At 59.8% G+C, this 14,605-nt stretch carries 10 protein-coding genes; 5 read left to right on the top strand and 5 right to left on the bottom strand.

The window, feature by feature from the left end; translation table 11 throughout:
• Nucleotides 1-12: 12 nt before the first annotated feature.
• A complete protein-coding gene (trpS, locus tag Q0J75_RS03610) occupies nt 13-1,014 on the bottom strand; it encodes a tryptophan--tRNA ligase (protein ID WP_297196872.1) in 1,002 nt (333 codons plus the stop codon).
• 146 nt (nt 1,015-1,160) lie between these two features.
• Here trpS and gltX point away from each other — a divergent pair, with 146 nt between their 5' ends.
• From gltX to Q0J75_RS03595, 3 genes are all read left to right on the top strand, one after another.
• Entirely contained in the window at nt 1,161-2,645 is a 1,485-nt protein-coding gene (gene gltX, locus Q0J75_RS03605; RefSeq protein WP_297196871.1) for a glutamate--tRNA ligase, read from the top strand.
• A gap of 64 nt (nt 2,646-2,709) precedes the next feature.
• Nucleotides 2,710-4,068 (top strand): PepSY1/2 domain-containing protein, encoded by a 1,359-nt coding sequence (locus Q0J75_RS03600; protein WP_297196869.1) that lies wholly within the window; start codon nt 2,710-2,712, stop codon nt 4,066-4,068.
• Between the two features lie 186 nt (nt 4,069-4,254).
• Nucleotides 4,255-5,433, top strand: coding sequence for an iron-containing alcohol dehydrogenase (locus Q0J75_RS03595; RefSeq protein ID WP_297196867.1), 1,179 nt, complete (start codon nt 4,255-4,257; stop codon nt 5,431-5,433).
• Between the two features lie 64 nt (nt 5,434-5,497).
• Here Q0J75_RS03595 and Q0J75_RS03590 read toward each other — a convergent pair whose 3' ends face one another.
• Nucleotides 5,498-8,239 (bottom strand): FtsK/SpoIIIE family DNA translocase, encoded by a 2,742-nt coding sequence (locus tag Q0J75_RS03590; protein ID WP_297196865.1) that lies wholly within the window; start codon nt 8,237-8,239, stop codon nt 5,498-5,500.
• Nucleotides 8,240-8,302: 63 nt separating this feature from the next.
• Nucleotides 8,303-9,151, bottom strand: coding sequence for an undecaprenyl-diphosphate phosphatase (locus Q0J75_RS03585; RefSeq protein ID WP_297196863.1), 849 nt, complete (start codon nt 9,149-9,151; stop codon nt 8,303-8,305).
• Nucleotides 9,152-9,498: 347 nt separating this feature from the next.
• On the opposite strand from Q0J75_RS03585, the gene Q0J75_RS03580 reads away from it, so the two are divergent.
• Together Q0J75_RS03580 and Q0J75_RS03575 are read left to right on the top strand one after the other, a co-directional pair.
• The gene (locus tag Q0J75_RS03580; RefSeq protein WP_297196861.1) at nt 9,499-11,016 is read left to right on the top strand and encodes an S-layer homology domain-containing protein; all 1,518 of its coding nucleotides are present in this window, start codon (nt 9,499-9,501) and stop codon (nt 11,014-11,016) included.
• Nucleotides 11,017-11,036: 20 nt separating this feature from the next.
• Nucleotides 11,037-12,500, top strand: coding sequence for an SH3 domain-containing protein (locus Q0J75_RS03575; protein WP_297196860.1), 1,464 nt, complete (start codon nt 11,037-11,039; stop codon nt 12,498-12,500).
• A 58-nt stretch (nt 12,501-12,558) separates the two neighbouring features.
• Here the strand turns inward: Q0J75_RS03575 and Q0J75_RS03570 are convergent, their stop codons facing one another.
• On the bottom strand, nt 12,559-13,968 hold the full coding sequence (locus Q0J75_RS03570; protein ID WP_297196858.1) for an aminopeptidase: 1,410 nt from the start codon (nt 13,966-13,968) through the stop codon (nt 12,559-12,561).
• A gap of 26 nt (nt 13,969-13,994) precedes the next feature.
• Nucleotides 13,995-14,591: a dephospho-CoA kinase gene (coaE, locus tag Q0J75_RS03565; RefSeq protein WP_297196856.1), complete on the bottom strand. Its 597-nt coding sequence runs from the start codon at nt 14,589-14,591 to the stop codon at nt 13,995-13,997.
• Nucleotides 14,592-14,605: the final 14 nt, after the last annotated feature.

Below are 14,605 nucleotides of genomic sequence, written 5' to 3'. Positions count from 1 at the left end.
GCTCCTTTAATCTCAGCGGGGAATAAAGCCCACCTTTTTGTACACTTTACGCAGCGTCTTCTCGGCCACATAAGCCGCCTTTTCGGCTCCGGCCCGGTAGACGCTCTCCAGATAGGCCTTGTCGGCCAACAGGCGCTGAGTCTCCTCCCGGATGGGGCGGAGCAGCTCTACCACAGTCTCCCCCACCACTGGTTTGAAAGCGCCGTAGCCTTTGCCCTCAAACTCCGCCTCAATTTCCTCATAGCTCTTACCGGTGACGGCGGAGTAAATGCTCATCAGGTTGGATACCCCGGGCTTGTTCTCCCGGTCATAGCAGACACAGCGCTCGGTGTCGCTGTCGGTGACCGCCCGCTTGAACTTGCGCATGATATCCTCGGGCTTCTCCAGCAGGAAGACGCAGCCCTCGGGGATGGACTTGCTCATCTTGGTCTCAGGCTGGTTCAGGCTCATGACCCGGGCGCCAGCTTTGGGAATATAGGGCTCCGGCACCTTGAATACATCGCCGTAAACATGATTGAACCGGTTGGCCACATCCCGGCAGATCTCCACATGCTGCTTCTGATCCTCTCCCACTGGGACAAAGTCGGGCTGATAGAGCAGGATGTCCGCCGCCATCAGGCAGGGGTAGGTAAAGAGGCCCGCGTTGATGTTGTCGGCGTGCTTGGCGGACTTATCTTTAAACTGGGTCATGCGGGAGAGCTCGCCAAACATGGTGTGGCAGGCCAGCACCCAGCCCAGCTCGGCGTGCTGGTGGACGTGGGACTGGACAAAGAGGGTGTTTTTCTCCGGGTCCAGGCCGCAGGCGATGTAGGTGGCGATCTGGGTCAGGGTACGGCGGCGCAGCTCCGCCGGCTCCTGCCGCACGGTAATGGTATGCAGGTCGGCCATGAACCAGTAACAGTCAAATTGGTCGGACAGCTCCGCCCAGTTTTTGATGGCTCCCAGATAATTGCCCAGATGGAGATCACCGCTGGGCTGAATACCAGACAGAAGGACTTTTTTCTCGTTTTCCATGGTAAAACGCACCTCGTACCAGTGATTTTTTACGCAATGGGTCCAAGGCCCCATGTTTGTTTATCATATCATATCCAAATGCCCTTGACAATCCTTAGAAGAAAAAATAGAATAATATGATGAAGTTTGAAAAGGAGTTTGTTCCTATGGATCTGAATTGGTTTGAGGAAATGGAGGCCCGCATCCCTCACGGCAAGGTGCGGACCCGCTTTGCCCCCTCCCCCACGGGCTATATGCACGTTGGCAACCTGCGCACCGCCCTGTACACCTGGCTTATCGCCCGCCATGCCGGCGGAACGTTCATTCTGCGCATTGAGGACACCGACCAGGGCCGTCTGGTGGAAGGCGCCACCGAAGTGATCTACAATACCCTGCGCAAGTGCGGTCTGACCTGGGATGAGGGTCCTGATCTGGGCGGCCCGGTGGGTCCCTACATCCAGACTCAGCGCCGGGATCTCTATGGCAAGTATGCCGAGCTGCTGGTGGAAAAGGGCCACGCCTATTACTGCTTCTGCGAAAAGACCGAGTCGGAGGAGGATTCCGGCGACTTCGACCGGGCCGCCGACCCCTGCCGGGACCTGAGCCTGGAGGAGGCCCGGGCCAAGGTGGCCGCCGGCGCCCCCTATGTCATCCGCCAGCGCATCCCCGCTGATGGCTCCACCACCTTCTCCGACGCGGTGTTCGGAGACATCACCGTGGAGAACAAGACCCTGGACGATCAGGTGCTCATCAAGCGGGACGGTCTGCCCACCTACAACTTTGCCAACGTCATCGACGACCACCTAATGGGTATCACCCATGTGGTCCGGGGCTCCGAGTACCTGTCCTCCGCCCCCAAGTACAACCTGCTGTACCAGGGCTTTGGCTGGGAGGTACCCACCTATATCCACTGCTCCCCCGTTATGCGGGATCAACACAACAAGATGAGCAAGCGCAAGGGGGACCCTTCCTATGAGGATTTGATCGCCATGGGCTATCTGTCCGAGGCGGTGGTGAACTATGTCACTCTGCTGGGCTGGTCCCCCAAGGGCGAGTATGCCGAGCGGGAGTTCTTCACCCTGTCTGAGCTGGCTGAGATCTTCGAGGTTGGCGGTATCTCCAAGTCCCCCGCCATCTTTGATATAGAAAAGCTGAAATATTTTAATGCCAACTACCTGCGGGCCCTGTCCCCCGAGGCCTTCTACGAGGGGGCCGAGCCCTATCTGAAGCAGGCCGTCAAGACCCCCGGTATCGACCTGAAGCTCATTGCCCCTCTGGTACAGCCCCGGTGTGACACCTGGCTGGACATCGCACCTCAGGTGGACTTCTTTGACGCCTTGCCCGAGTACTCCAATGAGCTGTACTGCCACAAGAAGATGAAGACCAACGAGGAGAACTCCCTGGAGGCTCTGGAGCAGGTTCTGCCGGTGCTGGAGGGGCTCACCGATTGGACCTATGACGCCATCCATGACGCCCTCATCGGCCTGGCGCAGAAGCTGGAGCTGAAAAATGGCCGCATTATGTGGCCGGTGCGCACTGCCCTGTCCGGCAAGGCGGTAACGCCCGGCGGTGCGGTGGAGTTGTGCCACATTCTGGGCAAGGAAGAGACTATATGTCGTATTCAGCACGGTATGGAACAGCTGAAGCGGTAAGCAAAATCTACCGGTGATAGAACGCCCCTTTTTCCCCATCCTATAGGGAAAAGGGGGCGTTTTCATGTCTAAACAGAAAATCAGGGTGCTGACTGCCAGCTTTCTGGTGGCGGCCTTCGCCGTTACCGCCGGATTTGCCATCCAGGGCCACGCCCAGGCCAGACAGTACCGCCGGCTGCTGGACAACAGCTGTCTCCACGCCTTTGCCGAGCTGACCACCGCTACCAGCGAGCTTGAGGTAGCCCTTACCAAAGTAAGCCACGCCACCTCCCCCGCCCTGTTTGCCTCCCTGTGTGCCCAGGCCTATTCCAAGGCCCAGGCCGCCCAGGCGGCGCTGGGGGAGCTGCCCTACGGCAACGTGGAGTTGGAGCAGACCGCCGCGTTCCTGGCCCGGGCGGGGGATTATGCCATGGCCCTGGTCCAGGGAACGTCGGCGGAGCTGGTATGTACCGACGACCACCGGGCCACCCTGGCCCAGCTCTCCCAGGCTGCCGGACAGCTGGCCCTCACTCTGGAGAGCCTCCAGGCCCAGCTGACCACCGGCGCCATTCGACCGGAGGATCTGGCGGAGGCGAGAGCACGCTTGGCCGCCAGTGATGGTGAGGAGCAGGTGGGCGGCGGCTCTGCCTTCCAAAGTGTGGAGGCCGACTTTCCGGAGGTGCCCACCCTGATTTACGACGGTCCCTTCTCGGAGCATTTGGACGGACGGGTCCCCAGGATGCTGGAGGGCCTGCCTCAGGTCACGGAGGAGGAGGCCCGTCAGGCTGGCGCCGCTTTCCTGGACCTGCGGCCGGAGGTGTTCACCCTTACCGCCAAATCTGAGGGCAATCTGCCCGCCTACGGCTTTACCGCCCTGGTGGACGGCGGCCAGCTCTATATCCAGGTCACCTGCCAGGGGGGACAGATATTAGAGCTCTTCACCTCCCGCACCACCGGAGAGGCCGTCCTCAGCCGGGCGGAAGGCTGTGAAAAGGCGGCGGCCTTCCTGGCTGCCAAGGGCTACGCCAATATGGCCCCCAGCTATTTTATGGAGCAGGATGGGGTACTGTCGGTGAACTTTGCCCCGGTGGAGAACGAGGTCTACTGCTATCCAGATTTGGTCAAAGTATCGGTGGCTCTGGACACCGGGGCCATTGTAGGCTTTGAGGCGGCGGGCTACCTGACCCACCATGGGGATCGTACCCTTCCCTCCCCCACCGTGGACGTCCAAACCGCCCAGGCGCTGGTGGACAGTTCCCTTACGGTTCTCTCCCATCAGCTGGCGCTTATCCCCACCGGCGGCGAGGATGAGGTCCTCTGTCACGAGTTCAAATGCCAGGCTGAGGACGGCAGCCATATCCTGATTTATGTCAACGCCCTCACCGGCAAACAGCAGCATATCCTTCTGCTGCTGGAGGACGAGAGTGGTACGCTGGTGCTCTGAACCTGCCCCAGGCGCACAGATGTGCGCCCTACATAGCCGCTTTATGTCTTTTTGATAGAACAAACAGTTTGGAACAGGCAGTTTTCATCCTATGGATTGACAAAGAATTAACAATATGCCATAATAATAGCCGTCAGATCGTTAAACATTTAACGATTAAAAATGATCCATACGGAGGTACTGATCATGTCCCGTTTTACTCTTCCCAGAGATATCTACTATGGCCCCAACGCCCTGGAGAATTTGAAGAACCTGAAGGGCACCCGTGCAGTGTTGGTGCTGGGCGGCGGTTCCATGAAGCGCTTTGGCTTTGTAGACAAAGCGGTCGGTTACCTGAAGGAAGCCGGAATTGAAACCAAGCTCATTGAGAATGTGGAGCCCGACCCCTCCGTGGAGACCGTCATGAACGGCGCCGCTGTGATGCGGGAGTTTGAGCCCGACTGGATCATCTCCATGGGCGGCGGCTCTCCCATTGACGCCGCCAAGGCTATGTGGGCCTTCTATGAATACCCTGAAACCACTTTTGAGGATCTGATTACCCCCTTCTCCTTCCCTGAGCTGCGGCAGAAGGCCAAGTTCTGCGCCATTCCCTCCACCTCCGGCACCGCTACTGAGGTGACTGCGTTCTCCGTCATCACTGACTATCAGAAGGGCATCAAGTACCCTCTGGCCGACTTCAACATCACCCCCGATGTGGCCATCATTGACCCGGCTCTGGCTGAGACCATGCCTCCCAAGCTGGTGGCTCACACCGGTATGGACGCCCTGACCCACGCCATTGAGGCCTATGTGTCCACCCTGCATACTGTATTTACCGATCCTCTGGCTTTGAAGGCCATTGACATTGTGGACCATGATCTGCTCAAGTCCTTCAACGGCGACATGACCTGCCGGGAGGAGATGCACTACGGTCAGTGCCTGGCCGGTATGGCCTTCTCCAACGCTCTGCTGGGCATTGTCCACTCCATGGCCCACAAGACCGGCGCTGCCTTCTCCACCGGCCATATCCCCCACGGCCTGGCCAACGCCATGTATCTGCCCTATGTCATCGCCTACAACGCCAAGGCTGAGGGTGTAGCGGAGCGGTACGCCGACATTGCCAAGACCATGGGCATCACCGGCACCGTTTCCGAGTGTGTGGAGGGTCTGCGAGCCAAGATCCGCTCCATGAACGACGCCATGGGTATTCCCAATACCCTGAAGGACTTTGGTATCGTGGAGGACGAGTTCAAGGAGAAGCTGGCCGCCATTGCGGAGAACGCTGTGGGCGATGCCTGCACCGGTTCCAATCCCCGGCCCATTGATCCTGCGACCATGGCCAAGCTCTTCACCTGTGTCTACTATGGTGAAGAAGTCACATTCTGATCTCCCTCTTAACCCTTACCCATACATACAAAAGGAGCGCGGTCAACTGACCGCGCTCCTTTTGTCAAGATTCCATATCAAAGGGGGGCATGTCCCGGCTCTGGGGAATGGCGTCTCCCTCAAATTCCAACTCGTCCGGAACAGGTTCCGCCGGGGCGGTGTCGGTCATACCCTGCTTGTACTGCATCTCCTGCCATTGCGCCTTGGAGATAAGCACCTGCCGGGGCTTGGAACCCTCAAAGGGACCCACAACGCCCTTTTCCTCCATCTGGTCCACCAGACGTGCGGCCCGGGAGTAGCCCAGCTTCAGCCGGCGCTGGAGCATGGATACCGAAGCCATACCGGTGTCCACCACCACCTCGATGGCGGCGGGCAGCAGTTCGTCGTAGTCGTCTCCCACCTCTTCCGGTGCGGAGCCGCCCACGCCCTTGCTCCCCTTCTCCTTCTCGGCGGCGTGCTTTTCGATGTCGTGCATGATCTCCTGGTCATACTCTGCGCCGCCGCTATTCTGCTTGATAAAGCCTACCACGTCGGCCACTTCCTCGTCGGAGATGAGACAGCCCTGCACGCGCAGCGGCTTGCCGGAACCCAAGGGGAAGTAGAGCATATCGCCCCGTCCCACCAGTTTTTCCGCGCCGGTGGTATCCAGAATGATGCGGGACTCCAGAGAGGAGGCAACGGCGAAGGCGATGCGGCTGGGGATGTTGGCCTTCATCAGGCCGGTAATCACATCGGCAGAAGGCCGCTGGGTGGCGATAATCAAATGCATCCCGGCGGCACGGCCCATCTGGGCCACACGGCAGATGGACTCTTCCACCTCTTTGGCGGCCACCAGCATCAGGTCGGCCAGCTCATCGATGACCACCACAATCTGCGGCATCTTTTCCAGTTCCTCACTTTTGGCGGCATGGGCGTTGTAGGAGGCCAGATCCCGGACCCCGATCTCGGAGAAGGTCCGGTACCGCTTCATCATCTCCACCACCGCCCACTGCAGGGCGCCTGCGGCCTTTTTGGGGTCGGTGACCACCGGGATGAGCAGATGGGGAATGCCATTGTAAATGCCAAGCTCCACCATTTTGGGGTCCACCATGATGAGACGGACTTCCTCCGGGGTGGCTTTGTACAGCAGCGAAATAATGAGGGAGTTGGTACACACCGACTTACCGGAACCGGTGGTACCGGCAATAAGCAGGTGGGGCAGCTTGGCAATGTTGCCCACAATGTTGTTGCCGCCGATATCCTTGCCCACGGCGAAAGATACCTTGGAGGGGTTGTCCCGAAACTCCTTGGAGTCAATGACGTCGTGGATATAAACTGGGGACACCAGACGGTTGGGCACCTCGATACCCACCATGGAAATTTTGTTGGGAATGGGGGCGATGCGTACGCCGGTAGCACCCAGGGCCAGAGCAATATCATCGGACAGATTGGTCAGCTTGTTCAGCCGCACGCCCTGATCCAGTTCCAGCTCATACCGGGTCACCGACGGCCCGCGGGTCACATTGGAGATGTTGGCGTCGATACCAAAGGAGTGAATGGTATCGCTGAGCCGGGCCTGATTGGCCCGCAGCTCCCCCGCCACGTCGGCGCTGGACACCCCTTCTCCTTCCACCAACAGAGACACCGGCGGATACTGGTAGACCGCCGCAGGCCCCTCTCCCAGACTGCGGCTGATGTTCTGGGCCATTTCGGCAGCGGCCTGGGCGGTCTCTGCCTTGGGGTCGGCCTTCTTGGGAACTGGGGGCACCGCCGGCTCCCGTACAATTTCAGGCATGGGCTGAGGTTGGGGTTGGGGCTCCGGTCGGGGCTCTGCCACAGGAAGAACCACAGGCTCAGGCTCTACAGTTATGGGCTCTGGTGGGAGCTCCACCGGTTCGGCAAAGGGCAGCGTCTCCTCCACCACGGGGAGGGCTTCCGCCACCACAGGCTCTGGAGCGGCGGCGGGCTCCGGTTCCGGCGTCTGGGTCTGGGGCTGATTCACTCCGGCCAGCACCTGGTCGGGCGTAGGTACCGAGGGCTTACGGTTAAAGAACCGCTCCTTCTTCTCAATGGGCTTGGGTTCCCGCCGCTTGCCCACCAGCGGCCCTTCGTCCACGGGAATGTCGATCTGAGGCGGCTGCTGTTTGCGGCTTTCCCGCGCCGGTTTCGCCTCCGCTGCCTGGCGGCGGGGCCGGGGTTCAGGCAGCTCTTCCTCCTCGTATTCCGCCCAGGTGCGGTTACGCAGCTTGTCCACCACGTCAGCTGGCGAGATATGAAAGCATACCATAACCAAGGTCAGGCCCACCAACACAAAGATAATACCCGCACCAATTTTGCTGAACACGGCGGCAAGGCTCATTGCAATAAGGCCGCTGATAACCCCTCCGCAGGACAGGGCCTCTCCCTGAGTCCACAGCAGGCCAAGCAATTTCCCATTCCAGGCATACCCATTTCCCGCCAGAAGCAGATGAAAAAATCCGCCCACCAGCACGGGCAGCAGCAGCGCGCACCATACCCGCAGCCGCACCGGTCGGCCCCGGTGGAAAGCCAGGATGCCGCTGGCCACCAGCAGCATGGGGGGCAGCAGCAGATAGCCGTAGCCAATAAGTCCCTTCACCAGGTTACAGAAGAAGTCAATAAAAATAGCCTGGATGTGAAAGTAGCCCAGAGCGGCAAAAATAGCCAGCAGCAGACACACCACAGCTCCCACCTCCCGCCGGACAGGGCGGGGGGCAGGTTTTTTCCGGCTGGATGTGGTGCGGGAAGAGGAGGACCGGCTGGAAGCGACTCGCTTCCCTCCGGTGCTTTTCTTCTTTGCTGTGGCCATTGGTATCAGATCCTTTCAGGGTCGGTTTTCCGCCTCGGGGGCGGATTTGCGGTGGGAGAATGTTTACTGGAAGGCCACCGTCTTGATAATGCCGGCGACCAGGCTGCCAAGGCCCACCGCCCAGCAATAGTAGGCAAACTTACCGAACTTGCCCTTATCGGACAGGGTCTTGACCAGGCGGATGGCGAAATAGCCCACCACAGCGGCCACTACCACACCCACCAGATACATGGGCAGCTCGGAGGTATCAAATCCGCTTTCCACCGCGTCCTTCAGTTCCAGAATGTTGGCGCCCACAATGGCAGGCATGGACAGCAGGAAGGAAAAGCGGACGGCAAACGACCGGTCAAATCCCCGCATCATTCCCACGGAGATGGTGGTACCGGAACGGGACAGGCCGGGGATCACGGCCAGCGCCTGACCACAGCCCACAATCAGCGCGTCCACCACGGTGGCGTTCTTGGCGTTTTTGTGGCCTTTGGCCATACGGTCGGAAAAATAGAGGATACAGCCGGTGAACAGCAGGGCGATGGACACCATAATGGAGCTGGCAAACAGGGCGTTTACCGCATCCTGTAAAAACACCATCACAAACAGCGGCAGGGTTGCCACAATGATGAGCATCACCATCCGCCGGGCAGGGGGCGGCGGTGTGCCGGTATCCTTCCCCGCCAGAGCGGCGATGCCCAGGAAAAATTCCCGGATCATATCCACCACATCCCGCCAATAGACGATCAGCACCGAGATCAGGGTACCGAAGTGAAGCAGGACGGTAAACAGCATGTACTTTTCTTCCGCGTTCTCCATTCCAAAAAAATTCTGGAACAGAGCCAGATGGCCGGAGCTGGAGATGGGCAGAAATTCCGCCACACCCTGGATGATCCCCATCAGGATAGCCAGCAGATAGCTCAAAATAAATCCCTCCGTTTGGTTTGGTTGGCGCCGCCGGAGTCCTTTGGACCGCGGAGCCCTGTTTATATGGCTGACCGGCAGGTATATACCGGTCAAGTCCGCCCCATGGCGAGACAGTTACATTTTATAATATCATATCCTGCGGCATTTTTCCATCCTTTTTCCTTTTTGCGCAAAAATTATTCCCCCAACAGGTCTGCCGCCCATTCCGTCATTTGACAAAGCATATAGTATATGCCATACTAACTATAACCAACGGTACCGAAATGTACGCGTGGCACCCATTCCGGTACCTGGTTCAATACCGGCGGGCCCAACAGGCCCCCCCAGGATCGGAGATGACACGTATGTATACCAGCAAATCCCGCCGTTCCATGCGAGTCATGGGACTTGTCCTGCTCCTTGCTTTTCTGCTCAGTTCAGTGGCCATAGCCGCGCCAGCGCCGGAAAAACCCTCTGTCACCGCCGCCAGCGCCATTGTCATGGATTACGACACCGGCGAGGTCCTCTATGAAAAGGACGCCGACACCATGCGGGTCCCCGCCTCCATGACCAAGGTCATGACCGCTTACATCATTTTTGAGGAGCTGGAGGCCGGCAATCTGACGCTGGACACTATGGTGCCCATCAGCGCCGCCAACGCCCAGCGCTCCCGGGATGGCTCCAATTATCCCGCTTCCGTTCCCCTGCCTGCCGGTTCCTCTGTGTCGGTGGACACCCTGCTCAAGCTGATTTTGGTACCCTCCGCCAGCGCCAGCTGTATCGTCATGGCCGAGTATATTTCAGGCAGTGAGGCCGCCTTTGTCCAGCGGATGAACGCCACCGCCCAGCGGTTGGGCATGACCGCGGAATATAAAAACTCCCACGGCGCCCATGTCCACTATCTCACCGCCCGTTCCCAGGCCATTCTGGTGCGGGAGTTTATCCACCGCTTCCCCCAGATCCTGGACTACACCTCCTTGACTGGGGTCAGCTTCAACGGGAAATGGTATCCCAACACCAACAAGCTGCTGCCCGGTCTGGATTATGCCTACTCCGGTGTGGACGGCTTCAAAACCGGCACGATCTCGGCCGCAGGCTACTGCCTCAGCGCCACCGCTGTGAAAAACGGCCATCGGATCATCAGCGTGGTTATGAAGTCCTCCAATGACCGCACCCGCCATACCGACAGCCGCGCCCTGCTGGACTATGGTTTTGCTATGGTGGAGTACCAATCCCCCTATGCCGATGTGGCCTATCACTGGTGCCGGGAGGATGTGGCCAGCCTGAAGGACCTGGGGGTGGAGCTCCACGCCAGCGGAGACTCCTTCCGCCCCGACGAAGTCATCACCCGTGCGGAGTTTACCGCTATGCTGTATACCGCACTGGAGCGGTCCAATGCCCTGCCGGAGCTGCCGGAGACCGCCTCGCCGGAGGAGACTACGGCTCCTGAGAATACTACCCTGCCGGAGGAAACACCGGCCTCAGAGGAAATCACTTTGCCGGAGGAGACCCCTGTGCCGGAGGAACCCGTTCAGACCGAACCGCTTTTCTATGACATCTACGGCCACTGGGCCCAGGATTATATCCAGAAGGCCGCTCAGCTGGATCTGATCACCGGCACAGATGGTTATTTTACCCCCGACCGGCCCATTACGCGCCAGGAGATGATGGTGGTTTTGGACCGCTGTCTGGAGCTGCCGGATGAAAATGGCCTGGGCTTCTCGGATGATGATGATATCGCCCTTTGGGCGTTGGAGGCTGCCGCCCGCACCTCCGCGGCCGGTTTGTTCCAGGGTGGTAACGGAAACACCCTGCGCCCGGAGGCTACCTGTAGCCGTGCTGAGGCCGTCACGGTTCTCAGCCGCGTCATCGACATGCTGTAATCAGAAAAAGGAGAACGGGTATGATGAGACGAAGCGCCGCTTTGCTTTGTGCGCTGGCCCTGCTGATCGGACTGACTGCCTGCGGCGGACCGGAGGCGGAGCCGGAACGCTCCCCAACGCCCCCGCCCTCCCCCGCTCTGTCCGCGGAACCCATCCCCACGCCGACACCTGACCCCTCTCCCAGCATAGAAGCGACACCAGAGCCCACCCCCACATTCCCAACCTGGGATGCCAGCCACACACTGGACCGGTCCCTACCCAAGCTGACTGGCGGGTTGGAACTGCCGGTGTCCGGCGCCACCGGCTATGCGGCGGTGGAGATCGGCCTGTGGCCCTCTATTCCCACGCCCACTCCAACGCCTACTCCGACCCCATCGCCTACAGTGACGCCAACGCCTACACCAACACCCGTTCCGACAGCTGCCCCTTTCCCCGACGCAACGCCCACCGGGGAACCCACCCCAACGGAGCCGGAGGCTGTATCCACACCACCGGCGGAATCAGAGCAGCCCGTTCCGTCCACGCCGGACCCGCTGCCCGCTCCTACCCCTGAAGCTGCTGTGGCACGCACCCTCTCCGCCACAGTCCAGGCCCGTACGCTTTCAGCCTCCGACCCCTATTCCGGGGCGCTGGCGGTACTTTCCCCCGGTACCTCCTTTACCATTCTGTCGGAGAAGGGAAACTGGTGGAAGGTATCCTCTTCCTACGGCACAGGCTGGGTGGACCACCGGTTCTGTATGATCAATCTGCCCGATGTGGTCCCTTCTATCCTATATGACGCCACCAATTCCTATGCCTCCCGATACACCAGTTCAGGGAAAGATATCCCTGGCATCACAGGAAAAGCCCTGTATCAGGGCAAGGTATACAACCCACGCTTTGACCAGGAGCAGTATCTCATGCCGGTGCTGTATGCCACCGCCAAGAAGATCTGTGCCGCCCAGCAGAAAGCCCTGGCTCAGGGCAACAGCATCAAGCTGTACGAGGCCTACCGGCCCTATGACACCCAGCGGGCGGTGGTCAAGGCCCTGACCGCTTTGGCCGAGCAAGACCCGGTGGTCAAGGCGGGCATTACCACAAAACCCTGGTCCATGACTTACTTTATCAACACCGGATACTCCAATCACCAAAAGGGCTTTGCGGTGGATGTCAGCCTGGTGAAGGTAACGGCCACCCAGACCGGCTCCACCGGAGGCTACTCCTATCTGAAGGTGACGGAATATGGGGAATATCTCATGCCTACCCCCATCCATGAGCTGAGTATGGCTGCCGCCTCCACCACCGGGCCGGGAGAAACCACCCTGGCCAGCACCATGAACGATCCCGCTATTGCGCTACGGAATTACTTCCGCAAGGCGGGCATGACTCCGTTGGAGTCGGAGTGGTGGCATTTTAACGACTATGCCGCCCGCACTCTGGCGGAGGGGCGCACTTGCACCGGCGGCTTCGAGGTCACGCGCTGCCGGAGCACCGCTCCCGGCTGACAGACAAAATCAGGGGCCCGGATCGTCTGATCCGGGCCCCTGATGGATTTTATGGGATTTATTCGGCCTCGTAGACCGCCTTCATACCCTTATAGGTCATATAGCAATCCAGCTTGGACACCGTCTCGAAGGGGGCGTGCATGGACAGTACAGGCACACCGGCGTCGATGGTGTCGATGTCCCGCTCGGCCATGAAGCAGGCCACGGTACCGCCGCCGCCGGCGTCCACCTTGCCCAGCTCGGCCATCTGCCACACCACACCGGCGGCATCCAGCACCTTGCGGGTGTAGGCTACCAGCTCGGCGGAGGCATCGGAGGCGCCAGACTTGCCCCGGGCGCCGGTATACTTGCACAGACCCATGCCGTAATTGATCCGGGCACTATTGCGCTTTTCGTATACATCAGCAAAGTTGGGATCAAAGGCGGCGGTCACGTCGGCGGACAGGCAGAAGGACTTCTCATAGCAAGCCTTCAGGGGTACCCGCTGGGCGTCGCACAAATCGCTCATAAAGGTGTCAAAGTTGGCCGACTTCATGCCGGAAACACCTACAGAGCCGATTTCCTCCTTATCGGACAGCATACAGATAGCGGTGCGGGCCGGGGTGCCGAGGGTAAACAGAGCAGCCAGAGCGGCAAAGCCGCACACCCGGTCGTCATGGCCGTAGGCGCCGATGAGGGAGCGGTCAAAGCCGATATCCATTGCCTGGAAAGCGGGGACGGCGGAAAGCTCGGCGGAGATAAAATCCTCCTCCACGATGCCGTACTTCTGGTTCAGCAGGTCCATAATGGCCAGCTTGACCCGATCGCTGCCCTCATCGCCTCCAAAGGGACGGCTGCCGATGAGCAAATTCAGGCTCTCACCGGGGATGGCTTCTCCCAGAGGCTTCTTGGACTGCTCCGCTCCCAGGTGGGGCAGCAGATCGTCAATGGTGAACCGGGGCTCATCTGCCCCAGCGCCCAGGGCGACCTTCACCGTAGAGCCGTCCTTCAGGGCGATGACGCCGTGGAGCTCCAGGGGGATGGTGACCCACTGGTACTTGCGAATGCCGCCATAGTAGTGGGTCTTGAGGAAGGCCAGCTCGGCGTCCTCATAGAGGGGATTGGGCTTCAGGTCCAGCCGGGGAGAATCAATGTGGGCCGCGCCGATGTTCACGCCCTCGCTAAGAGAGCGGCTGCCGATGACAGCCAGCGTGACTGACTTACCACGGTTTACCCGGTACAGCTTGTCACCGGGCTGGATGTCCATACCACGGGTAAAGGGCTTGAAGCCGTGATACTCGGCCAAGCGGATGGTCTCGTCCACACACTCCCGCTCGGTCTTACCGGCGTCCAGGAACTTCTTGTAGTCCTCGCAATATGCGTTCAGATCCGCCTCTTCCGCCGCGGGCAGGCGGTCATAGCCGTTCTTGGGCTGATAGAGCAGGGCTTCCCGCCGCAGCTCACCAGGGGTCTTTTGCTTCTCTTCCATGTGTGTTTCCTCCTATATCAAAACTTTTATCGGATCAGCGTTTGAAACAGAGTCAGGGCACGGGCACCGAATGTGTCCGGCGAGCCCTCCCCATTCTCCAGGATGTGGGTGCAGTGGGCGCGAAAGAAATCATCCCCCTGCTGGGCCTCCACCCGCTTGCGGGCATAGTCCTCCGAAATGCCCTCTCGGGCCATGATGCGGCGGATGCGGACCTCCTTGGGGGCGAGAATCCCCACCACAACATCACAGGTCTCCCCCACGCCGCTCTCAATGAGGGCAATGGCGTCGATGGCCACCGCTGGCCGCCCCTTCGCCTCCGCCTGAGCCGCCTGCCGGTCGATTTCCTCGATGATAAACCGGTGGGTAATAGCGTTCAGATCGGCCAGAGCATCAGGGTCCGCGAACACCACGCTCCCCAGGGCCTTTCGGTCGATCCGGCCTTGGGTATCCAGAATGGCTGGACCAAATCGCCCAACAAGGGCCTCTTTCATGGGGACGCTGTGGGCCAGCAGGCTGTGATACACCTCATCGGCGTCGATGACATGGACCCCCAGGGCGGTCAATGCATGGAGTGCTGTGGTCTTGCCCGCTCCAGTGGGACCGGTGATGCCGATGCGCTTCATGGTCTTTCGCCTCC

The sequence above is a fragment of the uncultured Flavonifractor sp. genome (assembly GCF_944385615.1).
Classification (GTDB): domain Bacteria; phylum Bacillota; class Clostridia; order Oscillospirales; family Oscillospiraceae; genus Flavonifractor.
Note: the sequence above shows the minus strand (reverse complement) of the source record. Positions and strands in the feature narration are given on the sequence as shown.

Coding starts and splice junctions, on each gene's coding strand:
- Q0J75_RS03575 (WP_297196860.1), top strand. CDS start 11,037: ATGATGAGACGAAGCGCCGCTTTGCTTTGTGCGCTGGCCCTGCTGATC.
- Q0J75_RS03580 (WP_297196861.1), top strand. CDS start 9,499: ATGTATACCAGCAAATCCCGCCGTTCCATGCGAGTCATGGGACTTGTC.
- Q0J75_RS03590 (WP_297196865.1), bottom strand. CDS start 8,239: ATGGCCACAGCAAAGAAGAAAAGCACCGGAGGGAAGCGAGTCGCTTCC.
- coaE (WP_297196856.1), bottom strand. CDS start 14,591: ATGAAGCGCATCGGCATCACCGGTCCCACTGGAGCGGGCAAGACCACA.
- Q0J75_RS03595 (WP_297196867.1), top strand. CDS start 4,255: ATGTCCCGTTTTACTCTTCCCAGAGATATCTACTATGGCCCCAACGCC.
- Q0J75_RS03570 (WP_297196858.1), bottom strand. CDS start 13,968: ATGGAAGAGAAGCAAAAGACCCCTGGTGAGCTGCGGCGGGAAGCCCTG.
- trpS (WP_297196872.1), bottom strand. CDS start 1,014: ATGGAAAACGAGAAAAAAGTCCTTCTGTCTGGTATTCAGCCCAGCGGT.
- Q0J75_RS03600 (WP_297196869.1), top strand. CDS start 2,710: ATGTCTAAACAGAAAATCAGGGTGCTGACTGCCAGCTTTCTGGTGGCG.
- gltX (WP_297196871.1), top strand. CDS start 1,161: ATGGATCTGAATTGGTTTGAGGAAATGGAGGCCCGCATCCCTCACGGC.